At 54.6% G+C, this 25079-nt stretch carries 18 protein-coding genes; 9 read left to right on the top strand and 9 right to left on the bottom strand.

Going from position 1 to position 25079, the window contains the following annotated elements; translation table 11 throughout:
• Positions 1-47 precede the first annotated feature (47 nt).
• Positions 48-1727 carry a long-chain fatty acid--CoA ligase gene (locus tag CL546_RS09480; protein ID WP_290494399.1) on the bottom strand — a complete coding sequence of 560 codons (1680 nt, stop codon included), beginning with the start codon at positions 1725-1727 and terminating at the stop codon, positions 48-50.
• A gap of 597 nt (positions 1728-2324) precedes the next feature.
• On the bottom strand, positions 2325-2975 hold the full coding sequence (locus CL546_RS09475; protein WP_290494397.1) for a TetR family transcriptional regulator: 651 nt from the start codon (positions 2973-2975) through the stop codon (positions 2325-2327).
• Positions 2976-3151: 176 nt separating this feature from the next.
• Between CL546_RS09475 and CL546_RS09470 the strand changes: the two genes are divergently transcribed.
• From CL546_RS09470 to CL546_RS09460, 3 genes are read left to right on the top strand one after another with little or no spacing between them, the layout of a single operon-like run.
• Positions 3152-4366, top strand: coding sequence for an efflux RND transporter periplasmic adaptor subunit (locus CL546_RS09470; protein WP_290494395.1), 1215 nt, complete (start codon positions 3152-3154; stop codon positions 4364-4366).
• 27 nt (positions 4367-4393) lie between these two features.
• Complete coding sequence (locus tag CL546_RS09465; RefSeq protein ID WP_290494393.1) at positions 4394-7519, top strand: efflux RND transporter permease subunit; 3126 nt, start codon at positions 4394-4396, stop codon at positions 7517-7519.
• A gap of 20 nt (positions 7520-7539) precedes the next feature.
• On the top strand, positions 7540-8964 hold the full coding sequence (locus CL546_RS09460; RefSeq protein ID WP_290494391.1) for an efflux transporter outer membrane subunit: 1425 nt from the start codon (positions 7540-7542) through the stop codon (positions 8962-8964).
• A gap of 120 nt (positions 8965-9084) precedes the next feature.
• Here CL546_RS09460 and CL546_RS09455 read toward each other — a convergent pair whose 3' ends face one another.
• Both CL546_RS09455 and CL546_RS09450 read right to left on the bottom strand, forming a co-directional pair.
• On the bottom strand, positions 9085-9516 hold the full coding sequence (locus CL546_RS09455) for a PaaI family thioesterase (RefSeq protein WP_290494389.1): 432 nt from the start codon (positions 9514-9516) through the stop codon (positions 9085-9087).
• Between the two features lie 36 nt (positions 9517-9552).
• Positions 9553-10353: an IclR family transcriptional regulator gene (locus CL546_RS09450; RefSeq protein WP_290494388.1), complete on the bottom strand. Its 801-nt coding sequence runs from the start codon at positions 10351-10353 to the stop codon at positions 9553-9555.
• Between the two features lie 320 nt (positions 10354-10673).
• Between CL546_RS09450 and CL546_RS09445 the strand changes: the two genes are divergently transcribed.
• The 5 genes from CL546_RS09445 to CL546_RS09425 all read left to right on the top strand — a co-directional run bounded on the left by CL546_RS09445 (position 10674) and on the right by CL546_RS09425 (position 17539).
• Positions 10674-12098, top strand: a complete 1425-nt coding sequence (locus CL546_RS09445) for an aldehyde dehydrogenase family protein (RefSeq protein WP_290494386.1) — start codon at positions 10674-10676, stop codon at positions 12096-12098.
• A 180-nt stretch (positions 12099-12278) separates the two neighbouring features.
• Positions 12279-13214 carry a metal-dependent hydrolase gene (locus tag CL546_RS09440; protein WP_290494384.1) on the top strand — a complete coding sequence of 312 codons (936 nt, stop codon included), beginning with the start codon at positions 12279-12281 and terminating at the stop codon, positions 13212-13214.
• A gap of 188 nt (positions 13215-13402) precedes the next feature.
• The gene (locus tag CL546_RS09435) at positions 13403-15463 is read left to right on the top strand and encodes a TonB-dependent receptor family protein (protein ID WP_290494382.1); all 2061 of its coding nucleotides are present in this window, start codon (positions 13403-13405) and stop codon (positions 15461-15463) included.
• Positions 15464-15465: 2 nt separating this feature from the next.
• The gene (locus CL546_RS09430) at positions 15466-16140 is read left to right on the top strand and encodes a redoxin domain-containing protein (RefSeq protein ID WP_290494380.1); all 675 of its coding nucleotides are present in this window, start codon (positions 15466-15468) and stop codon (positions 16138-16140) included.
• A gap of 232 nt (positions 16141-16372) precedes the next feature.
• A complete protein-coding gene (locus CL546_RS09425; RefSeq protein WP_290494378.1) occupies positions 16373-17539 on the top strand; it encodes a porin in 1167 nt (388 codons plus the stop codon).
• Positions 17540-17593: 54 nt separating this feature from the next.
• Here CL546_RS09425 and CL546_RS09420 read toward each other — a convergent pair whose 3' ends face one another.
• From CL546_RS09420 to pedF, 5 genes are all read right to left on the bottom strand, one after another.
• Positions 17594-19030, bottom strand: a complete 1437-nt coding sequence (locus tag CL546_RS09420; RefSeq protein ID WP_290494376.1) for a protein adenylyltransferase SelO family protein — start codon at positions 19028-19030, stop codon at positions 17594-17596.
• Between the two features lie 78 nt (positions 19031-19108).
• Positions 19109-20629, bottom strand: a complete 1521-nt coding sequence (exaC, locus tag CL546_RS09415; protein WP_290494374.1) for an acetaldehyde dehydrogenase ExaC — start codon at positions 20627-20629, stop codon at positions 19109-19111.
• Positions 20630-20755: 126 nt separating this feature from the next.
• The gene (locus tag CL546_RS09410) at positions 20756-21706 is read right to left on the bottom strand and encodes a quinoprotein relay system zinc metallohydrolase 1 (protein WP_290494373.1); all 951 of its coding nucleotides are present in this window, start codon (positions 21704-21706) and stop codon (positions 20756-20758) included.
• A complete protein-coding gene (locus CL546_RS09405) occupies positions 21684-22442 on the bottom strand; it encodes a quinoprotein dehydrogenase-associated SoxYZ-like carrier (RefSeq protein ID WP_290494371.1) in 759 nt (252 codons plus the stop codon). The genes CL546_RS09410 and CL546_RS09405 overlap by 23 nt, the downstream gene beginning before the upstream one ends.
• A gap of 14 nt (positions 22443-22456) precedes the next feature.
• Complete coding sequence (gene pedF, locus CL546_RS09400; RefSeq protein WP_290494369.1) at positions 22457-22897, bottom strand: cytochrome c-550 PedF; 441 nt, start codon at positions 22895-22897, stop codon at positions 22457-22459.
• Between the two features lie 348 nt (positions 22898-23245).
• On the opposite strand from pedF, the gene CL546_RS09395 reads away from it, so the two are divergent.
• Positions 23246-25063 (top strand): methanol/ethanol family PQQ-dependent dehydrogenase, encoded by a 1818-nt coding sequence (locus CL546_RS09395; RefSeq protein WP_463671040.1) that lies wholly within the window; start codon positions 23246-23248, stop codon positions 25061-25063.
• Positions 25064-25079: the final 16 nt, after the last annotated feature.

The raw sequence follows: 25079 nt of genomic DNA, 5'->3' as shown, positions 1-25079 counted from the left end.
CTGACTCGGCCTGCCCACCATTAGACAGACCGCTAGGGCAAGCGCCGTTACGACGCCTGCTGTGCTTTCTGGCTTTCCCACTCCTGTTCCTGCAGGGCTCGCCACATCACTTTGCCGGTGGGCGAACGGGGAAGCTCATCGCGAAACTCCACCACATTCGGCACCTTGTAGGCCGCCATTTCCTCTTTACACCAATCGATGACGGCCTGCTCGGTGAGCGTGCCTTTCATGTCGGCACTCAGAACCACACACGCCTTCACGCTTTCACCGCGGCGCTCGTGGGGGGTGGAAATCACGCAGCTTTCCTGGATCGCCGGATGGCGGTACATCAGGCTTTCCACTTCCGCCGGCCATACCTTGAAGCCGGACGCATTGATCATGCGTTTCACCCGATCGACGATGAAGAAGTAACCCTCTTCGTCGATGTAGCCCAGGTCACCGGTGCGGAAGAAGCGTTTACCATCCAGTTCGATAAACGCTTTTTGCGTTTCCTGCGGACGCTTCCAGTAACCCTGGAACACTTGCGGACCATGGGTAACGATCTCGCCCACTTCACCGGGCGCCAGCTCCTTACCGCTTTCCACATCAATGATGCGCGAATCGATATCAAACACCGGAATACCCAGGCACTGAGACTTGGGCCGGTCGGTGGGATTGATGTGGGTGCCGGCAATGGTTTCGGACAGGCCATAGCCTTCCATATAACGCAGGCCGGTAAGCTTGAAGAGCTTGTCGGATACCGCCGCCGGCATCGCTGCCCCGCCACCGCCGATATTTTCCAGCGACGACAGGTCGTAGTTTTCCACTTCCGGGTCGGACAGCAGATCGATGGCCATGGTGACAATGTTCACCCAGCGACTCACCTGATAGCGCTCGATCAGCTTGGCCGCCACACGGCGGTCCCAGCGCGTCATCAACACCACCAACGAACCGCAGTAAATCGGCGAATTCATGGAACCCTGCATACCGGTCACATGAAAATACGGCAACGTAGCCAAGGTGACAGACTCGGTGGTGCCATGACTCCACACCGCCCCCTGCACGCAGGTAGCCATTACCGACGCATGGGTATGCATGCACCCCTTGGGCGCACCAGTGGTTCCCGAGCTATAGGGGAAGACCGCCAGATCATCCGGGCCGACCAACAATTCGCTGGGCTGTTTAGCGGCCGCGATAACGTCCTTCCAGGCCAGGTGTGCCGGATCGGTCAGCGCAACCGCAGGCGTCTCCACTTCGGCAGGCAGGGGCAGGTCCGTGTCACGGACGATGTAGTCGTTGTAGGCCGCCACAATCACATGGCGCAGGTTCACCATGCCCACCACCGGCGCAATCGCTGACAGCAACTCCTGGCCACAGATCGCCACAGATGCCTCGGTATCTTCCAGGTAGTGCTCCAGCTCTGCCGCCCGGTTCATGGGGTTCACCGGCACCACAATGGCATTGGCACGCAGGATGGCGTAATAGCTGATAGTGAACTGGGGGGCGTTCTGCATGAACAGCAGCACCCGGTCGCCCTTCTCCACGCCCAGTGACTGCAGGTAACCCGCCAGGGCATCCACCTGCTGCTTCAACTGGGAAAACGTGATGGGGCTATCGTAATAATTGATCGCGTCCCGCTGTGGGTAACGCAGTGCAGACACCTCCAGATTGGTATAGAGGCTGGTCTGCGGCAGGCTCAGATGCTTGGGAATATTCTCTGGCCAGACCGCATGATGCCGATCAGACATGACTTACTCTCCCGAATGCAGCCCTACAGGACCGCTTTTATTGTTGATGCCCGGAAAAAGCGGGCAAAACCGACAAGATCGGAGGGGGCCTCTGTATAGCGCCTTGCGTGCTCAGCGAGATCTGAAGCGTGCAGCTGTTGTGTCTTGTCTCGACGGTCAGGGTGGCTCCCTTTCCTAGAGGCAAGGCGCAGCAGATGTGCGCTTCAGACCTCGCCCTCCGGGGCTTCCAGGCTAGCCCACACTCGTCGTTGTACTTTCTCGACAGGCAACCAGCATGCCTTCAAAAGTACGCCTAGATTGTGGACTAGCCTGAAAGCCTGAGAACTCAAGGCGTTACACTGAGGCTCCCTGGCGCAGCCTACTTATCGGTGAATACAAAGTGTTGACTCGCCGGTCAATCTGACACGGCCTACGGAGAGCGTCAATACTATTTTGGAACTACGTTTCGTTTTTTGAAAACAAATATAACAAAGGGGAAAAGCGGGAAGACAGGGAGGAGGACCAAGAACATACCACCAGGTATGCCCGAGGCACACACCGGCTATCGGAAATTCGGACAGGTATTTTATTGGCGGGAAACCGTGGCGCCACGCCCCGTCAGGCCGGGGCTTCAGCTCCGCCGAGCAGGAAGGGAGAATGCTGCAGGCTGAACAGGAAGGTATCGACATAATCCGGTGCCGAATCCGCCAGATCAAACATCGACGGATCCAGCAGCCAGTGCATGATCAGCCCGGTCAGCAGGCTGTGTAGTAATGTCACCGCGCGACCAACGTCTAACCCGGCAGGCAGCTGCCCTCTGGCAATGGCATTTTTGAACGTGGTCTCCAACCCGTCAGAGGCATCCCTGCATGCATCCTGCTGACGATGCAGCAGGTCCAGGTTGTCACCGCTGAACTCGCACTTCTGAAAAATAATCTCGAAAACCCGACGCTGGGAAGGATCCTGTGCCGCTTGCTGTAACAGATAGACCATAAACTCACGCAGGCGACCGAGCGGATCCACCTCATCATCGGCCCCCGCCCGCTGGGCCAGGGCCTCGAATGGCAGGCGTCGGCGGTCCGCCATGGCGACGAAAACATCGTGTTTGTTTTTGAAATGCCAGTAAATCGCCCCTCGTGTCACACCCGCCTCACTGGCAATATCATTCAATGAAGCGGATAACACACCTTTGCGGTGGAATACCTGCTCGGCCGCATCCAGAATCTGGGTACGGGTTTCCATCGCTTCTGCCTTGGTGCGCCGGACCATAGGAGGCTCCCAAATGGAATTAAGAATTTTTTGTGCAAGTTGGCCCACAGGCCTATACATACATTGTCGAATGTATATACTGAACCTGATTCATTTTTCATGCAAGCACCACCGGACCGCCTGCACAAGGCCGGTTAGTGGCGTGCTATAGCGTGTTTCCAAGCACTGAGGTGATTATGCGCAGCGGTTTCATTCTCCCCCTGATAGCAGGTGCACTCGCCCTGCAGCTTAGTGGCTGCGGCGATGCCGGCCAGCCAGGCCAACAACAACAGCAAGCGCCACAAGCCGGTTTTGTCACGGTAAAAGCCGAGACCATTACCCTGAATCGGGAATTGCCCGGGCGCACCACCGCTCACCAGATCGCCGAAGTGCGGCCACAGGTCAGCGGCGTGATAGAGAAGCGCCTGTTCGAGGAAGGGCAGGAAGTGGAAGCCGGGCAACCGCTGTACAAGATTGACTCGCGCACCTATCAAGCGGCCGTGGCCACCGCCAGGGCCGAACTGGCCCGCTCCCAGGCAACGCTGAAGTCCAACGACTTGCGCGCCAAGCGCTTCAAGAAACTGCTCGATTACAAAGCCGTGAGCCAGCAGGAATACGATGAAGCCCAGGCCCAGCTGGATGAAAACAAGGCCGCCGTCGCCGCCGCCCGCGCCAACCTGCAAAGCGCCCAGATCAATCTGGACTACGCCACCATCGAAGCGCCGATCAGTGGCCGTATCGGCCGCTCCAGCGTCACCGCCGGCGCCCTGGTCACCGCCAACCAGGCCAATACCCTGGCCACCATTCGTCAGCTGGATCCGATCTACGTGGACCTGACCCAGTCCAGCAATGAGCTGCGTCAGCTGCGCCAGGCCATGCAGGCCGGTGAGCTCCAGCAAGTCAGCGACGATGCCGCCCGCATCACCCTGCTTCTGGAAGACGGTAGCGCCTATCCGCAACCCGGTGTGCTGCAGTTCTCGGAGTTCGCCGTGGACGAAAGCACCGGCTCGGTAACCCTGCGCGCCCTGTTCCCGAACCCGGAAAGTGAGCTGCTGCCCGGTATGTTTGTTCGCGGTCGCCTGCCAGAGGGCCAACGCGAGGACGCCATTCTGGTTCCCCAGAAAGGCATCACCCGCGATCCGACAGGCCAGGCCTATGCCATGCTGATCGACAGCAATGACCAGGCCAAGAAGGTGAAAGTCAGCACCGAGCGTGCCGTGAAAAGCCAATGGTTGATCGCTGACGGCCTGAAAGACGGCGATCGTCTGATTGTCGACGGCCTGCAGCGCATTCAGCCCGGCTCCCCGGTGACCCCCGTGGACACAGAAAAAGCTGACGACGCCGCCGCCCAGCAAGAACAGCCCCAGTCCCCCGCCGAGAACACCGGCGAGGCACAAAGCGCAGCGCAATAACGCGCAACGAAGAGAAACGGGATTCCCATGGCCAGATTTTTTATTGACCGTCCGATTTTCGCCTGGGTTATCGCCATCATCATGATGATGGCCGGTGCCCTGGCCATTTACACCCTGCCCATCGAGCAGTACCCCACCGTTGCGCCGCCGCAGGTCTCCATCGCCGGTAACTACCCGGGGGCCTCGGCGAAAACCGTGGAAGACTCGGTCACCCAGGTGATCGAGCAACAAATGAACGGGATCGATAATCTGCTGTACATGAGCTCCAGCAGTGACTCTTTCGGTAACGCCGCGGTGAACCTGACGTTCGCCCCCGGCACCGACCCGGACATTGCCCAGGTGCAAGTGCAGAACAAACTGCAGCTGGCAACGCCACTGCTGCCCCAGGAAGTGCAGCAACAAGGCATGCAGGTCACCAAGTCCTCTGACTCCTTCCTCATGGTAGTCGGCTTCACCTCCGAGGATGGCAGCCTGTCACGGGCCGATCTGGCCGACTATGTAGCCTCCAATGTTCAGGACCCGGTAAGCCGGGTGCCCGGCGTGGGCCAGATCCAGCTATTCGGTTCGCCCTACGCCATGCGCATCTGGCTGGACCCGAACAAACTGAACAAGTTTGATCTGACCCCCCAGGACATCACCCAGACCATTCAGGTCCAGAACAATCAGGTGGCCAGTGGCCAACTGGGCGGCGCGCCTGCAGTGGAAGGCCAGCAACTGAACGCCACCATCATCGCCCAGACCCGCCTGGAAGACGTAGACCAGTTCAAGCGCATTCTCCTGAAAGTGAACCCGGATGGTTCTCAGGTGTTTCTGGAAGACGTGGCCCGGGTCGAATTGGCCGCCCAGAACTACGATGTACAGGGCCGCTATAACGGTCAGCCCGCGGCTGGCCTGGCCATCAACCTGGCCACCGGCGCCAACGCCCTGGACACCGCCGAAGCGCTGCGCGCGCGGCTGGCAGAGCTGGAACCCTACTTCCCTGACAAGATGGAAATGGTGTTCCCCTACGACACCACACCTTTCGTCAGCATCTCCATCGAAGAAGTGGTGCACACTCTATTCGAGGCCATCATCCTGGTTTTCCTGGTGATGTACCTGTTCCTGCAGAACTTCCGCGCCACCCTGATTCCGACCCTGGCCGTGCCCGTGGTACTGCTCGGCACCTTTGCCGTATTGGCGGCCTTTGGTTTCTCCATCAACACCCTGACCATGTTCGGCATGGTGCTGGCCATCGGTCTGCTGGTGGATGACGCCATCGTGGTGGTGGAGAACGTGGAACGGGTGATGCACGAGGAAGGCCTGCCTCCCAAGGAAGCCACCCGTAAATCCATGGGCCAGATTACTGGGGCCCTGGTGGGTATCGCCCTGGTGCTCTCGGCCGTCTTCGTTCCCATGGCCTTCTTCCCCGGTTCCACCGGTGCCATTTACCGTCAGTTCTCCATCACCATTGTGTCTGCCATGGTGCTGTCCGTTCTGGTAGCCCTGATCCTGACCCCGGCTTTGTGTGCCACCATGCTGAAGGCCAAGGACAGCGAACACCAGACCGATCACGGCTTCTTCGGCTGGTTCAACCGTACCTTCGACAAAAGCAGCCGACGCTATCAGGGCAGCATTGAGAAAATTCTCGGACGCCGTGGTCGTTACCTGTTCATTTACGTGGTCATCGTCGGTGTGCTCGGCTTCAGCTTCATGCGGTTGCCGTCCAGCTTCCTGCCGGAAGAAGACCAGGGAATTCTGTTCACCCTGGTGACGCTGCCGGCCGGCTCCACTCAGGAGCAAACCGTCGATGTACTGAAAAAGATGGAGAACTACTACCTCAACGAAGAATCAGCTGCCGTGGATGGTCTGTTCACCGTGGCCGGCTTCAGCTTCACCGGTCAGGGCCAGAACGCCGGCATGGCGTTCGTGAATCTGAAGGACTGGTCAGAACGCGACCTGTCCGTGGACGGCGCGGATAACGTGGTAGGCCGTGCCATGGGGTATTTCTCGACCATTCGTGAAGCCATGATGTTCGCCCTCAACCCGCCATCGATTCCTGAGCTGGGCAATGCCAGCGGTTTCGATTTCCAGCTGCTGGACCAGTCAGGCCAGGGCCACGAAGCGCTAATCCAGGCCCGTAACCAGATGCTCGGCATGGCCGCACAGGACCCGCGCCTGGCCGGGGTACGCCCGAATGGTCTGGAAGACAGCCCGCAGTACCAGATCGACATCGACCAGCAAAAAGCCAAGGCGCTGGGTCTGTCCATCAGCGACATCAACAACACCCTGCAAATTGCCTGGGGCTCCAGCTACGTGAACAACTTCGTAGACCGGGGTCGGGTTAAGCGGGTGTATGTGCAGGCAGACGCGCCCTACCGGATGCTGCCGGAAAACATCAACGACTGGTTTGTGCGTAATAACCAGGGCGAAATGGTACCGTTCTCGACCTTCGCCACCGGCCACTGGACCTATGGTTCACCCAAGCTGGAACGCTACAACGGCGTATCCTCAGTAAACATCCAGGGTAACGCGGCACCCGGCTACAGTACTGGTGACGCCATGGATGCCATGGAAGAACTGTCTGCCAAGCTGCCCGCAGGCTTTGGCTTTGAGTGGACCGGCCTGTCCTATCAGGAGCGACAGTCCGGCGACCAGGCACCGGCCCTGTATGTGATCTCGCTGATCGTGGTATTCCTGTGTCTGGCCGCGCTTTATGAAAGCTGGTCCATTCCGTTCGCAGTGATGCTGGTGGTGCCACTGGGTGTGATTGGTGCGGTACTGGCCGCCACCTTCCGTGACCTGAACAATGACGTCTTCTTCCAGGTGGGGCTGCTGACCACCATCGGGCTCTCGGCGAAAAACGCCATTCTGATTGCAGAATTTGCGTTGGAGCTGGAGCAAAAAGGCGAACACCTGCTCAAGGCCACACTGGAAGCCGTGCGCATGCGGCTACGCCCAATTCTGATGACATCACTGGCCTTCATGCTCGGGGTAACCCCGCTGATGATCAGCACCGGCGCTGGCGCCGGGGCACGTAACGCCATCGGCACCGGGGTATTCGGCGGCATGCTCACCGCCACCGTCCTCGCCATCTTCTTCATCCCGCTGTTCTACGTTGCGGTGCGCAAGCTGTCCGGCGTGCCGTTGGACGGCAAGAAGAAAGGCAAAGAGTAAGTCCAAGCGGAGTAACCCTCATGACTCGTAACCCACTGACGCTCGCCCTTCTGGGCGGGCTGATGCTGGGTGGCTGCACCCTGGCCCCCAGCTACGAACAACCCGCATCACCGGTACCGGCCCAAGTGGGCGCAACAGCCGTTGACGGCGCCAGCGAGCTCACCCTACCCGGCTGGTCTACCCTGTATCAGAGCGCGGAGCTGCAACAACTCATCCAGAGCGCGCTGGATAACAACCGGGATTTGCGCCTGGCCGTTCTGGATGTGGCCGCCCTGCGCGCCCAGTACCAAATCCAGCGCGCCGACCTGTACCCGAACCTGTCCGTGGATGGCAGCGGCACTCGCCAGCGCCTGCCTGGCGACCTGTCATACACCGGTAGCTCAACCCTTTCTGATCAATACGGTGTTCAGGTTGGCGTCACCGCCTGGGAACTGGATTTGTTCGGACGCGTACGCAGCCTCAAGGATGCGTCTCTGGAGACTTACCTGGCTAGCGAAGAAGCCCGGCGCAGCACCCAGCTGGCACTGGTAGCCCAGGTGGCGCAAAGCTACCTGACCCTGGTCAGCGACCGTCAGAATCTGGCGATCAGCCGTGAAACGGTAGCCGCGCAAGCGGATTCGCTGGCGCTGATCCAGCGGCGCTTCGAAGGCGGGCTGGGCACAGAACTGGATGTACGTCAGGCACAGATTGCCCTGCAAGGTGCCCGCGCCAACCAGGCCAGCTTTGAACGCCAGGTCAACCAGGATTACAACGCCCTGGCGGTATTGGTAGGCGGACCCCTGCCCGCACTGGAATCGGTGAACCTGAACAGCGACACCCTCTCACTGGTGGCACCGGTACCGGAAGGACTATCGTCCAGCCTCCTGACCCAGCGGCCGGACGTGCAGCAGGCGGAGCATCAGCTACGTGCCGCCAATGCCAGCATCGGTGCCGCGCGAGCCGCCTTCTTCCCCAGCATCCAGCTCACCGGCGCCTATGGCACCATGAGCAGCGAGCTGTCCGGCCTGTTCGACAGCGGCTCCAAGGCCTGGTCCTTCAGCCCCAGTATCTCCCTGCCGATTTTCTCCGGCGGCCGCAACAAGGCCAATCTGGATCTGGCTGAAGTGCGCCAGGACCAGGCGGTAGCGACCTATGAGAAAGCGATTCAAACCGCCTTTCAGGAAGTCGCCAACGCGCTACAGGCCCGCGACACTCTGGCCCGCCAGCAACAGGCCCAGCAAGCGCTGGTCACCGCCACCGAGCAGTCCCTCGCGCTCTCGCAGCAACGCTATGAGCAAGGCGCAGATGACTACCTGGCCGTGCTGGATGCCCAGCGCACCCTGCTATCCGCCCGCCAGCAGCTGGTGACGCTGAAGCTGCAGCAGCTGACCAATGAAACCGAGCTGTATCGGGCGCTGGGTGGTGGCTGGGATGCACAACAGCCCACCCACGTGGCTAGCCGTTAGCGTGTTTTGAAAAATGCAGACAGATGTCGGATTACGCCGCTACGCGGCTAATCCGACCTACCCCAAAAGGGGCAGAGGCCTCTCAAGGCAGAAAACGGCAAGAGATAACGCGGAAGGGAATTACTCACTGCGTAAACGGAAGGTTGCCTCACCGAGTGCCAGCAGCGTGTCCTTTTCATCGAACACTTCCATGGTGCTGTTGTAGATCCGGGTGCCACCGGCACGGCGGGTACCCACCGCACGGATCAATCCTTCACTGGCCTGTCCGGTGAACGTGGTGGTCATGGACAGGGTGACGGCCTTGCGAATGTGCGCAGGGTCCGGGCTCCAGGTCCCGGCACAGGCCCCGGCCACATCCATCAGGGTCGCCAGCACCCCACCATGAATGACCCCGCCCAGGTTCAAATGCGGGGCCTCAATCTGCAAACCCAACACCGCCCTGCCTTCTTCCCATTCCAGAAAATGAAACCCCACCAGAGCCGGAAAACCTATATCGAAACGGGTATTGGCATCAGCCAGGGAAAACCCTTTGGAGGGCGGAACTGCACTCATACTCTCGCACTCATTGTTCGTTTTACCTGTGGCGGTTCAGGCGCGGCCCTGTACCATTTGTGCAACCTGCCCGACCACGTCTTTCAGGCGTGGGCCAAGATTTTCCAACAGCGTTCTGCGACTCAACCGCAACGATGAACCGCCGCAGTTGAATGGCACTACCTGAGCGCCACCATCCAGAATCAATGGCACCGCCACGCCACTCACATCGCGGTTCCATTCTCCGTCAGACGTACAGAAGCCGTATTGCTCATATTCCTCATAGGCACTCTGCAGGCTGCGCTCCAGCGCCGGCCAGGCCGCCGGGTCCTGCTGACGAATCTGCTCGTAGTACATTTCCCGCTCGACTTCCGGCGTGGCCGCCAGGAACGCCCGGCCCAATGCCGAGGTGGCCATGGGCACCCGCGAACCGATATCCAGCCGCAGCACCAGTGGGCCATTGCCCTGACAAACCTGGATATACGTCACCTGAGCGCCATCCGGCGCGCCAATGGCGACCATGCAATCGGTCGAATCCGCCAGCTCCTGCATGTAAGGTCGTGCCAGATCCCGCACCCCCTCACTGGCCAGATAGCGGTAACCCAGATCCAGCACGCCCGGCCCTAGCCGGTATTTCTCCAGCTGCGGCACATAACGCAGGTAGCCCAGCTGTGTCAGGGTCGCAGTCATCCGCGATACGGTGGGGCGGGGAATGCTGGTGCGCTTGGCCAGCTCCGCATTGCCCAGGTATTCATCAGAAGGCCCAAAGCAACGAAGAATATCCAGCCCCCTTGCGAGGGCCGTGACGAAATTACGGTCTTTATCATTGGCGCCGAGGTCGGCAACAGCTCTACGCATTCTTCTCGTTCCTGTATCAGGCTTCGGGTTGGCTGAAACCGGTTGTTCCGGCTAACCGGACATCGATTCCATTTATAGTTATGTATTAGGCTCGCAAATATAACAAAAAGCGTTTCGCCTGCCTAAGACACCGCTTGCCCGCGGCTCAAACCGGCCATGGCTCGACGTCCCCCTCTCAAGCACAATGGGGGGGCGCGGGCACGGCAGGAACATTCACCATGTCACGCTTCAGCCATAGCGGTCAATATTTTAAAATTACGTTTCATTATTGTAATGTTGACCCACCACACACAATGGAAGACCGATAAAAGGACGATTCCATGGATACGCTGCAGCAGTTCTACATCAACGGCAGCTGGGTTTCTCCCGCGCCGGGAGCCACCACCCACGCCGTTATCAACCCCGCCAATGAAGAACAGATTGCCACCTTGCCGCTGGCACAGGCTGCCGACATTGATGCGGCAATCGACGCCGCCCACCAGGCCTTCCCCACCTGGTCCGCTCTGACACTGGAAGAGCGACTGGGCTATATGGAAAAAATGCTCGAAGCCTACCAGGCCCATCTACCGGAAATGGCCGAGGCCATCAGCCAGGAAATGGGGGCCCCCATCTCCCTGGCCAGCAAGGTGCAGGCCCCCATGGGCCTGGCCCATTTGAAAACCGCTCTGGGCATCGCCCGGGAATTTCCGTTTGAAGAAACCGCAGGGCAGTCACTGATCCGCCGTGAAGCGGCCGGTGTCTGCGCCCTGATCACGCCCTGGAACTGGCCCATGAACCAGGTCATGTGCAAAGTCGCCCCGGCCATGGCTGCCGGTTGTACCATGGTGCTCAAGCCCAGTGAATTCGCCCCGCTCTCCGCTAACCTGCTGACCCGCATCATTGATGAAGCCGGCGTACCCGCCGGGGTCTTCAATATGGTGTACGGCGATGGCGCCGCAGTGGGTCCGTTGCTATCCAGCGACCCTCGAATTGATGTGGTCTCCCTCACCGGCTCCACCCGCGCCGGGGAATCCGTAAGCCGGGAAGCAGCGAGCACGATTAAACGCGTGTCACTGGAGCTGGGCGGCAAATCTGCCAATATCCTGCTGCCGGGCTGCGATCTGGAGCAGGCTGTTACCCACGGAGTGCGCTCCATGATGACCAACACCGGGCAAAGCTGTAATGCGCCGTCGCGTATGCTGGTGCCAGCGGATCAACTGGCTGAAGCCGAACAGATCGCTGCCCAGGTTTGCGACAGCGTAGTCGTCGGAGACCCCACTGATAACGCTACCGTCATGGGCCCTATCGCTAACGGGCGTCAGTACCAACGGGTGCAGGCCATGATTGAGAAAGGACAGGAAGAAGGCGCTAAACTGGTTGCCGGTGGTCCCGGCAAGCCCGATGGCATCACCAAGGGTTATTTCGCTCGCCCCACGGTATTCAGTGAGGTGAACAACCAGATGACCATCGCCCGGGAAGAAATCTTTGGCCCGGTACTGGTGATGATCCCCTACGACACCGTGGACAATGCCGTCGCCATTGCCAACGACTCCGAGTACGGGCTGTCCGGCTATGTCTTCGGGGATGATGCCCAGGCCCGCCAGGTGGCCGCACGCCTGCGTACCGGCAACGTCCATATCAATGGGGCCGGCCCGGATGTACAGGCGGCCTTTGGAGGCTACAAACAATCCGGAATTGGCCGGGAATGGGGCCGCTTTGGCTTTGAAGAGTTCCTGGAAACCAAATCCCTGTTCCTGCCGGGGTAATGCCTCCCCTGTCATAACCGGACACAAAATCCCTCATTTTGTGTACTGGCACTAGCGCCCCGCCCGGGGCGCCAAAGTGCCATTTACCTGATCAGCCGCAACCTCGACTATCGTTACATCAGACAATGTCACAGTGTGGCATTCAGCGGCGCCCCTGCCGCCAAAGATCAGGAGGACACCATGACAACAACAGCATCCACCACCATTGAGTCCGGCCAGTCAAAGGCCCAGAAAATCCCGTTGGGCGCCACCGTCAATATTCCGCCCCGTCGTCTCGACTTCCAGTTCGATGACAAGACCACGGCGCGTTACTTCTATGACAATGACCCTTTCCTGAGCGCCTTCTGGTTGAGCCTGTCTGCCCTTTTTCCGGAAGGCGAAGCCTTCTTCGTGGATTCCGTGCGTCATTATCGTAAAGAGATCACCGACGGCACACTGAAAGCCCAGGTGGCGGGCTTTATTGGCCAGGAAGCCATGCACAGCAAAGAACATGAAGCCTGGAACGAAATGGGCGTGAAATTCGGCTACCCCACTGACAAGCTGGATAAGTCACTAGGCAAATTGCTGGGGCTGGTGCAAAAACGCACCCCGAAAATCTTCCAGCTGGCCGCCACTGTATGCCTGGAACACTACACTGCCATCATCGCCGAACAGCTGCTGCGCGAAGATGAGCACCAAGAAAAAATCCTCGATGAAGCCACCGCAAAACTGTGGTTGTGGCACGCTCTGGAAGAAAACGAACACAAAACCGTTGCCTATGATGTCTATGAAAAGGTCAGCGGTAGTTATGCTATTCGTGCCGGCGCCATGATCCCCACTACCGTGGTTTTCTTCGCGGTATTAGCCGCTTTCCAGGCTCGCATGCTGGCTTCCGACGGCCGCCTGTTCAGTCTGAAAAACAACTGGCAAGGCATGAAATTCCTGTTTGGCCGCAAGGGGCTGTTCACCAAACTGGCGCCCCAGTATCTGGATTTCTTCAAGCGGGATTTCCACCCTTCCCAGCACGACACCGATGCCCTGCTGGACGAATGGCGGGAAAAGCTGTTCGGCGTCGATGGCATGCTCACCGAGCAGCATGCCCAGGCCAGCCAGCGCAAGAGAAAGAAAACCCACTGAATGTCTTCCTCTCAAGCATAAGAAAGGGCCGCTCACCGCGGCCTTTTTTATGGTCATCGGTTATGGATTAGAGGCGTAACACTGCGACTTATGGGGAACATCAGTAGTACTTTCGCACTGTATGACTTGAGGGCAGCCCTATAAGCAAATAGCGTAAACCCCACACTAACAACAAAGCCGTACATGCCATGCCCTCATTGAAGCGAATCGCCTTCGGTCTTGCGACAATCAACCTGCCCCTGACTGTTCTGGCCGCCCCCTCAGAGCTGGAAACCATACAGGTTGATGGCACGCGCATGGAGCGTAGTCTTTTGGACACCCCTGCCGCAGTAAGTGTCGTGGATGCCAGAACTGCTCAGCAAGGCCAACAGAACATTCAACTTGATGAAAGTCTTGCCAGGGTACCCGGGCTCTACCTGCAAAACCGCTACAACTTCGCCCAGAACCAACGAATCTCTATTCGGGGCTTTGGCGCACGCGCGCCTTTTGGGGTCCGCGGGTTACGGGTTCGAGTAGATGGTTTCCCCGAAACACTACCGGATGGGCAGTCACAGGTGGACAATATCGACTTGGACTCTATCTACCAGGCAACGGTATTGCGTGGCCCTGCGTCGGTTCTCTATGGCAATGCTACCGGCGGCGTCATCGATATTGAAAGCCTCTCCGGGCGAACCATAAGGAATAATGGTGCGCTGAGTTTGTCGAGCGGCGCCGATGGCTTCCGCAAAGCCCATCTCAAGAGCGGGGGACAGAAAGGCAATGCGCATTATTATCTCGGCGTCAGCGGTCTTAACTACGAGGGATACCGTGATCAAAGCGCCGTCGAGAAATACCAACTCAACAGCCGGGTTGGCTGGACACTGGGCAACCACCAGGAAATAGACCTGTTTCTGACCGCTTTAGATACACCGTATGCTGAAGACCCTGGCGGACTAACCCGTGCCCAGGCTCACGCTGACAGAAAGCAGGCCACCATGCTTGCGGATCGACTGGACGCCGGCCAGGAAGTGGACCAACAACGGATTGGCTTCCGTTACCGCAATACGTCCTTGGCTGGGGGTGTGTTACAGACACGAGCATTCATTAGCCAACGCGATTTTACCCAGCAGCTCCCATTTCCCGGTAGCAGCTTGATCGATTATCAGCGGACGTTCTACGGAGCAGGCGTAGAATATAATCACGATCTCGACTTATTCGGTTTACGCCACCGCTATCTGGTTGGCGTTGACGTGGATCGCCAGCAGGATGATCGTGGCCGCCGGGGAGTGAGTTTCAGCGGTGTGATTACTGGACTCACCGCCAATGAGGATCAGATTGCCACCAGCAGTGGCCTTTTTGTACAGACCGATACCTTTCTCACCGATACCCTCACTCTCTCGCTAGGGGCAAGAGCCGACCGGATCCAGTTCAAGATAGAAGATCATTTCCTGACAGACGGAGACGATAGCGGCAAGCAACACTTCAATGAAGGCAGCTTTAGTGCCGGCATTGCCTGGCATGCCCTCCCTGCCCACACCCTCTATGCCTCAGTCAGCTCAGCGTTTGAAACCCCCACCTTCACTGAGCTAGCCAATCCGTCTGGCGCGGGAGGCTTCAATCCAGATCTTGAGCCGCAGAAAGCACTGAATCAGGAACTGGGTATCCGTGGCACCATCAGCAATGACCTGCTCTATGATCTCACGCTGTTTAGCGTCCGCGTCAAAGACGAAATTACCCCTTACGAACTCGGCGGACGAACCTACTACGAGAATGCTGCCCGCACACGCCGCGAAGGCATTGAACTATCGCTGGAACACTTCACCACAGAAACCCTGACCACAACGATTGCCTGGACGTGGGCGCAATACCGTTTCGATCGCTTCTTTGATGATCAACAGGGCGTTGACGTAAGCGATAACCATATGCCTGGTTTGCCGCAACATATTGTTTTTGCCGAAGCAGCCTGGCGCCCCGAAAACGGTTTTTTTGTTGTCGGCGATGTACGTTTTGCCAGCGAGGTTTATGCGGAAAACACCAACCAGACACGCATTGGCAGCCATGCAGTTGTTAATGCCCGGTTTGGAAAGCGCTGGCAATTCAATCGCCAGAGTTTTGAAATTCACACCGGCATTAATAACCTTTTCGACCGTGATTACTACAGCAACATTCGTATCAATGCCAATAGCGACAGGCCAGACCCTGCTGATCGCGGCTACTTTGAACCAGCCCCGGGCCGAACCTTGTACGCCGGGATAACCCTTGGGTGGTAAATATGAAGTATTGGCTAGCAACGTTGTTACTGTACGCTCTTCCTCTTCATGCGCTTCAACTGGGTGATGCAGCACCTGATTTTGAAGCTGAAACGACCGTGGGACATGTGCATTTCGAACGTTGGAGGCAGGATCATTGGGTCGTCATGTTTTCCCATCCAGCCAGTTTCACCCCGGTATGTACCACCGAGCTCGCTGCAGTGGAACGCTTAAACAGCGCCTTCGAGCAACGAAACGTACGTGCATTAGCTTTGGCTGTGAGTCCACTGAATGATCTAAAAGAATGGCTTGATGATATCGACGAAAGCCAAGGTGTCCGACCATCCTTTCCGATTATCTCGGATCAAAACCGAACCATCAGCACTCGTTACGGCATGCTTCACCCACGCTCGAACAACCTGACCACCGTTCGCAGCGTCTTTATCATTGACCCACGTGGACGCATTCGCCTGAAAATGGATTACCCACCGAGTATCGGGCGAAATTTTGATGAACTTATACGTGCAATTGATGCCCTGCAAACCACTTATCGCTATCCGGTATTAACGCCAGCCGACTGGAAACCTGGCGACGACGCCATCATATCACCAAAACTATCTGACGATGACGCAAAGACGCTCTTTCCTGCACAGAAAGAAGCGACCCTCCCTTACTTGAAATACACCCCACTACCCTGATCAAAACGATAATATGAATAGTTAAACCGTCATCACAGCAAAATCACTTATTAGTCACCAGGCAAAGTGATTCATAAATCACAACCAAATTAACCGTATATTAATCCCTTAGTCGCACGACCAAACGCTATAAACATCACACTTAATACAGTACCAAGGCGGTATTCTTCGTTCATTTTACGCTCTCCATACTCGTTGCTATCAACATGATAGAAACTTCAGGGAGCGTAAGATGAAAAGAACCAATGAAACACTTCTATCCCGGTCGGCATTATGCCTTCTGCCATTACTCGCTGTGCAATCAGCCAACGCTGAAATCGTACTATATGACGATGACGGCACCAGCTTCAGCACCGACGGATATATTAATGCTTTCTATGTAAACAACGACGTAGATCGTGCTGGCGATCAATTCGATCGCCGACAATCCAGAGTCAAAATGGGCTTCCTGCCAAACTATATTGGCTTCAACATGAAGCGGGAAACAGGAAATCTTACTTTGGGCGCCAGATCATCATTCTGGGTCACTATCAATGACAGTGAAAGCGCTGCCACCGGCACGGCTATTGATGTACGCCAATTCTATGGAACCATCGGCGGCAGCTTCGGTGAGGTACTTATTGGTAAAGACTTCGGCCTTTTCGCTCGTTCCAATATCCTTCGTGACGAGCTACTTACGGGATTTGGCCATTCTAGCGACATGGTTGGCCTCGTTGATGGGGGGGGCGTCTCCTTCGGCAATATCGGCACCGGCTACCCCTACGCATTCCCTAGCTCACAAATTACCTGGCGAAGCCCGGAAATGGGGGGGTTAAACATTGCCGTAGGTATTCTGGATCCATACGATACCAATGAAGTTGGTGCGCCAGGAAAGGCATACCAGGACACACCGAGAGTGGAAAGCGAAATTAGCTACCAGGCAGATATTAGCGGAATCGATATTTACACCTGGGTAAATGGCGCGTATCAAAACTCAGAAAATACCGACAGCTCCGTTGCTGATATTACATCAGAAGGCGTAGGTTACGGTGTTCAACTTAAAGTTGCTGATCTTACCCTCACCGCCTCCGGTTTCGATGCCACCGGCATTCACCCTTTGTTCACCAACAATGCTGGGCAAGCCCCTCTTCAGGAAGTTGATAGCAATGGTTATCTTATTCAAGCTGGCTACCAAATCGGCAAGGCGCGCATTGCTGGAACTTATGGTCGTACTGAGGACGATGGAGTTACAGGTGGCAGCGCAATCGATTATGATAACAAAGGTCTTATCCTAAGTTACGCAGCCAATGACTATTTTAACCTGGTGGCCAACTTTAGCCGTGTTGAACTGGATGATGAAACAATAGGTGAAATAGAAACGACGGACACTCTTGCACTGGGTGCCACTGTCGCCTGGTGACCAGTCACCTCAGGTGGCATAAAGGATGAGTCGTAACGACGGCTCATCCTTTATCTATTGCAGAAAATCGTGGTAAGGCTGTGTAATTCGCTTGCGCAACCGAGCCAGAGGCATAAAATCCCCATCTTCGGCAGCCACAGTAACGCTGTAAATATCCCTATCCCTTAACACCGTAACCGGGTTGAAAGCAGCCATGAAACGATAACGCTCCAAGTGAGTGCAACACTCATTTTCAAGACGTTTTCGATAAGCACTTAACCATTCACATAGATCTTTGTCGCTACCATCAATACCAAGTTGATCCGCCAAACGTCGGTCACTGGATTGATCATTCTTCCACTCCATCAAATAACGGAATGACAAAGTATAGTCTGCACCATTGCGATGCAGGATATTCAACCACTTCCCAATCAATTCTGAGTCTGCATCTCTTGACATCATCAACCCCAAACGGGAGCGCATACCACATAACATCGCATTTTCAATTTGATCATCAAAGTTTTCCAATGTGGCGTTTAATTGCTCTTCGCTCAATAACAGCCGTAATGCCCTGGCAAGCACTTCAAGACCGAACTTCATCGATTCTGACTGAGAAGAGAACAGAGATGAATTGTCACCAGAATAATGGCCATTTTTCATAGACGACGGGAAAGACTCAATAAAAGCTCCCGATCCGTGGTCCAGAGTTATTCCTATAACAGAAATATCATCCGTATTCATCGCACCATGAACAAACCCCCAAACCTGCCATGCGGCCACAAGATGCGCGGCCCGCTGCACAGAATGCTTAAAAAACTTATCTGCATCCATTTTGCCACTCTCACCATAACAACCACCAAGATGAGCAATCAGCGCATTCATGGCTGAAGCGTTCCCCCGCTCGGCAAGCCACTCAAAATGACCAATCCGTACATGTGATGGTGAAAGACGGAGAATAGTTGCCGATTGCTCTATTTCGCCACGAACAATCTTTCTTTTATGCTTACAGATACTTAATGGCAAACTTGTAGGTATTCCTATTCCATAGAGAGCATGACCTACAAGATACTCTTTGATCGCACTACGCAGCCCCATATACCCATCCTCTCTAAGAGAATACGGCGTTCTACCTCCGCCTTTTAAATACATATCCATACGACCTAAAGGCGTAGCAACCTCACCTAAAAGCAATGCCCCTCCATCACCGATGCGATCATTAAAAATACCATGACGGTGTCCTGCATACTTTTGAGCCACCGGGGACATACCAGGCAGAAGACAACTACCTGCATGTAGATTTTTCAGTGTTGAAACACCTTCAACATGTGTCCGGATATGCTGAACATCGAGCTGCAACAGTCGTAACGCCATAGGTGATATATCAATCAATTTGTCCACAGGAGAGAATTCTGGTGCCTGTGCTGACCACAGTGTTGATGGCAGTAACTTCCACTCGTTCGCAATCGAAAGAACCGTCCACGGATTATCTTGCTTATTAGGAAGTTCAAGCATCTTTCCCTTCTCGCAACAATAAAAAAGCCGCCCGTAGGGCGGCAAAAGACGTCAAGTTAGACGACCAGGAGATAGTACTCAGAAAAAGCCAAGGGGATTGGTATCGTAACTAACCAGCAAGTTCTTTGTTTGCTGATAGTGATCAAGAATCATCTTGTGAGTCTCACGACCAATACCTGACTTCTTATATCCGCCAAAAGCGGCATGCGCAGGATAAGCGTGATAACAGTTAGTCCAGACTCGTCCTGCCTGAATGCCACGCCCCATTCTGAAAGCAACGTTCATATCTCGACTCCATACGCCAGCCCCAAGGCCGAATTCGGTGTCATTGGCGATTTGCAATGCTTCTGCTTCGTCCTTGAATGTAGTCACCCCCACAACGGGACCGAAAATTTCTTCCTGGAAGACCCGCATTTTATTGTGGCCTTTAAGCAGGGTAGGTTGAATATAAAACCCATTGCCATACTCACCTTCGAGAGATTCACTGCTTCCACCGGCAAGTACGGTCGCGCCTTCTTCTTTAGCAATACTCATGTAAGACATAATCTTGTCATACTGCTCACGAGACGCCTGAGCCCCCACCTGTGTTTCGGTATCAAGTGGATTTCCACGCTTGATGGTCTTTATCCTTTTAAGAACGCGATCAATAAAATCATCGTACATATTCTCTTGAACCAATGCGCGAGAAGGGCATGTGCACACTTCACCTTGATTAAAGTAGGCTAAAACCAGACCCTCTACAGCTTTATCAATAAACGAAGCTTCCGCATTCATAATGTCTGAGAAGTAAATGTTTGGAGATTTACCACCCAGCTCTACCGTAGAGGGAATAATATTTTCTGCTGCACATTTAAGAATGTGTGATCCCACAGGGGTTGAACCAGTAAAAGCAATTTTTGCAATACGTTTACTGGAGGCAAGCGCCTGGCCTGCCTCTTTACCGTATCCATTCACAACGTTAAGAACACCGGCAGGTAGCAGGTCACCAATACACTCCATCACCTTAAGGATAGAAACCGGGGTTTGTTCGGCGGGCTTTAACACAATGCAGTTACCGGCCGCCAGAGCCGGAGCGATCTTCCATGTCGCCATCAGAATAGGGAAATTCCAGGGAATGATTTGCCCAACAACGCCTAGGGGCTCATGAAAATGGTACGCTACCGTATTGGCGTCAATTTCCGCAGCAGTTCCTTCTTGAGCACGAATACAGCCTGCAAAGTAGCGAAAATGATCAACAGCCAAAGGCAAATCAGCATTCAGGGTTTCCCTTACAGCCTTACCATTATCCCAGGTTTCGGCTACCGCAAGAGATTCAAGATTCTGCTCGAGGCGGTCTGCTATTTTCAACAGTATGTTACTGCGCTCAGTCACTGAGGTTTTACCCCACTCATCTGAAATCCGATGAGCCGCATCCAGTGCCAAATCAACATCCTCTGCACTTGACCTGGCTACCTGACAGAAAACGTTACCGTTTACTGGGCTAACGTTGTCAAAATATTGCCCTTTTACCGGTGCAACCCACTCACCTCCAATGTAGTTTTCATAACGTTCTTTAAATGAAACCACTGAACCTTCGCTACCAGGATTCGCATAAATCATTACCTGATTCCTCTTCTAATTGCTTGACGTCCGCGCTTTGATAAGTAGCGCCTGCACAATCAGAATAGGATGGAGTGGACCAAATACGCATGCTACCAAGGGAGTAATTCTTCTCCTCATTTGGTCTTATCGGTTAGTACTCTCCCACCAATCGTCTTCATATTTTCGGTAAAAGTGACTGATGGTGCGGGTTAACTCGAATTTAGCGAGCGACATACCCGCAAACTGACCAGGAATTTCGGCATCAATAAGCGTATTAGCAGAATAGCCTTTCATGACCCCTTCTTTCATGAGAGCGTCCAGCCACAAAAGCCATTCACGCGTTTGGACCAAGGGAGAATAATCACGGGCAAAAGGGCCGTGCCCGGGGATAATCGCTTTAACCTCAATTTCAGACAACCGATCCAGTTCTTCCAACCAGATATCGATTCCTGGAGAATGAGGTGTGGTTGGCGCTCGGTTCCAGAACAATATATCGCCCGCGAAAAGGGTACCGCTCTGAGGATCGTAAACGACAAGATCATTGCCGCTATGCCCAGTAAATTTCATTAGCTTGAGCGAATATCCGGAAAAAAGTTTCACTCCCGGCTCAACATTGACATTCGGCATAGAGACTACCGTTTCAGCCGCTGTATCCCCAACACGCTCTTTAACGGTTTTGAGAAAGAAGTCACCATCTCGGTTTAACGCATTCTTCGTTCCGGAAAGCGCCATTATAGGCACCCCTGAGAATGCACTATTACCAAAGGTATGATCAGGATGGTGATGCGTGTTGATTACCCAGCGAACAGGTTCATCCGTGTACTCTTTAATAGTTTCCCTTAGCTGACGCCCATATGTTTCTGTTGTCCCGGTATCGATCACCACGACGCCATTTCCCGTGGCGATAAAAGAACTATTGCTTATATTTCCCTTGTTCTCTTCATCTAGCTCCGCTGGTTCACCCTGAGCCATCCAAACATTACTTGCCACCTGGTGAACATTAAGGCTTCCTCCATGCACTGGGGCTACACAGGTAAAAAGTAAAGAAGCAGAAAATTGAAGCAGGCATTGATCAGATTTCTGATTCCAGAACATTGGCATTGTTGTCCCTTGCTCTCAGCTTGTAAGTAGTTCCTTTATCACCTTTCATTTCAATTGTCAGAACCGGGTTTTCGCTGATAGAGGCATGCCACTTCATATCAGCAACGGATTCTCCCCCACTGTTGATCGTAAGCTCCTCGATATAGAAAGGAATCTCACTGGGTAACAAACCACTTTCCATTGGATGCATAATCAGAAAACGAAGACGGCTGCCATTATCAGCAGGGAACCTACGGGCTCTAACCTGACCAAAGTCTTTCGACCAATTCTTGCCGGAGTTAGCGATGCCCGGTGTTGAGCATCCTCCCCCTGCGCCATCTATAAAGGTACTGCCAACATACCAGGCGCCCTGACTTAACACTGCCACTCTGACAGGGGACCCCTGCTCAAGCCGGATATTCAGCCCTACCTTTGCCAGGCCATGCGTACCCGGGCTGTATTCGAACACCATAGGTATGGGGTTAAGCTCGACCCACAGTAGCATCTTGTCGAATTGATCATTTAAATGGCTGGCATCGATTTCTACTGGCACCTGCCCCGAATCCTCAGCAAATTCAGGCGCCGTTATCCTTACTCTCGAATCAAAATGTACTGGTGCGTCTGACAAAAAACGATTCCTGTATAGATCCCACATGAATGAATCAAGTGGATCCTTGGCGTTGTCAGCATTATTTTCCTGTGCTGATCCTATATTGATTAACAGCAGGAATAGTAATCCGGGAAATACCATTACAGACCGCACGGTTATTGCCCCACCGTTTCCATACTGACGGTTTCAAGCCAGGTCCGGATGGCCCATAAGGCTTCTTGACTAATAAAATCTGCCATTTTAGGCATTAACACTCGGCCATCACGCACAGCTCCATTTACGACCCGCTCTTTGTACCATTCATCACCATAATCACCGTTTTCCAGTTCTCTCAGATCCGGAGCTATACCGCCTGATTTGGCTTCCAGGCCATGACAAGCTGCACAGTTCTGGTTATAGGCGGAGCTGCCAATATCCACGGCCAATTCATGCTGCGGATGATCCTCACGATAGGGATTAGTATCACGCCACTCCTCACCCAGCTTTTCCAATCCTCGAAGATCTACCCCTTGTGGCGTCACATTGCCATGGCCATATGCAACCAGCGAACAACCCAACAAGGCTACACTTCCCGCTATGCGCATTAATACATTCATACTTCACTCCAACCAATGAATTCTATTATGGGAATTAATCTAGCAGTCAGCCGACAAGATCAGCACTAGCCCTTCGCACCATCATGCGTAGTCCCTTAGTCGTAGACCCAAATGGTTAGATCATTTACTTCCACTGACGGTATCTTGCAGCCCCTGATCTCTGCCTGAATGGATACACCGCGTTGCTGGGGATTCTCAAACTGGCACGCCGTAATTTCCCATGCACTGATCCCATTACCGCCAGTGCGATCAGATATTAAAACCAGAGCAGAGGCTTGCGTTATGAGGAAAACAAACTACAACCCACCGTATCGCGGGAAGCTTTCCCGTATGATCGGTGTAATATCCATGTCTACTATGCTGACCGCATGTAGCAGCGGCACGGTTATTGCCGAAGAAGGGGTCACCTGGAACGATATCGCCAATGACCATAAAACCACTGAAGATGTGCTTATGTATGGCATGGGCACCAGCGCCCAGCGATACAGCACGCTAGAAGGGATCAATAGCGAAAACGTTTCCATGCTTACCCCTGCGTGGTCTTACTCATTCGGGGATGAGAAACAACGCGGTCAGGAATCCCAGGCCCTGGTTCATGAAGGTGTAATCTACGTTACTGGTTCCTACTCCCGTATTTTTGCTGTTGATGCCAAAACAGGGAAACGCATTTGGACTTATTCGCACCGTCTACCCGATGATATTCGTCCTTGCTGCGATGTTGTAAACCGCGGTGCAGCTATCTACGGCGACAATATTTTCTTCGGCACACTTGATGCCAGCGTAGTGGCACTGAACAAAGACACCGGCAAGGTAGTTTGGCGTAAAAAATTCGGCGACCACAAAGTGGGCTACACAATGACTGGCGCGCCGACCATTGTTAAAGATCAAAAAACAGGCAAAGTTCTGTTGATTCATGGCTCTTCCGGTGATGAATTCGGTGTTGTTGGCAAACTGTTCGCCCGTGACCCTGCAACGGGTGAAGAAGTTTGGATGCGTCCTTTCGTAGAGGGTCACATTGGTCGTCTTAACGGAGAAGACAGCACCCCCAGTGGGGACCCTAGAGCACCCAGCTGGCCGGACGATCCGAACACTGAAACGGGTAAAGTAAAAGCTTGGAGCCAGGGGGGCGGTGCTCCGTGGCAAAGCGCCACCTTTGACGCAGCGACCAACACCATCATTATTGGCGCAGGTAACCCTGCACCGTGGAATGGCTGGGCTCGCACAGCACCCGATGGCGACCCTGCCGACTACGACAGCCTTTACACCTCTGGACAAGTCGGAGTTGATCCAACCACCGGTGAAATCAAGTGGTTCTATCAACATACACCCAACGATACCTGGGATTTTTCAGGTAATAATGAAATCGTCCTCTTTGACTACAAAGACAAGAAGGGCAAGAGCCATAAAGCCGGTGCACACGCTGACCGAAATGGCTTCTTCTATGTAACGGACCGCACTAACGGCAAACTTCTCAATGCTTTCCCATTCGTGGATGGCATTACCTGGGCTGAAGGTATTGATCTGGATACCGGGCGCCCCATTGAAGTCGAAGGCCAACGACCATCCCGCCTTAAAGACGGTGAGACTCGCTCACCGGCAGTTGAAGTCTCCCCGCCTTTCCTCGGCGGCAAGAACTGGAACCCCATGGCGTATAGCCAGGATACCGGCCTGTTCTACGTTCCCGCCAACCACTGGAAAGAAGATTACTGGACCGAGGAGGTTGAGTATCAACCTGGTTCAGCCTATCTGGGCATGGGTTTCCGCATCAAACGGTTGTTCGATGACCACGTAGGTATCCTCCGTGCCATGGACCCCGCTACCGGCAAAGTTGCCTGGGAACACAAAGAGCCGATGCCACTTTGGGCCGGTGTACTCGCAACCAAAGGTAACCTGGTCTTCACTGGTACAGGTGACGGTTACTTCAAGGCCTTTGACGCTAAAACGGGTGAAGAACTGTGGAAATTTCAGGTTGGTACCGGGATTATTTCCCCGCCGATTACATGGGAAATGGATGGTGAGCAATACATTGGTGTCACAGCCGGGTATGGCGGTGCAGTGCCTCTCTGGGGCGGTGACATGGCTGAGCTAACCAAGCCTATCTCCCAAGGTGGTTCTTTCTGGGTATTTAAACTCCCCAAATTCGCCAAGGACCTGGCCAGCAAGTAACAGGAACGTCAGCCCG

It is taken from the genome of Alcanivorax sp. (assembly GCF_002726155.1).
Lineage (GTDB): Bacteria > Pseudomonadota > Gammaproteobacteria > Pseudomonadales > Alcanivoracaceae > Alcanivorax.
This window is presented reverse-complemented; position numbering and strand designations above follow the sequence as displayed.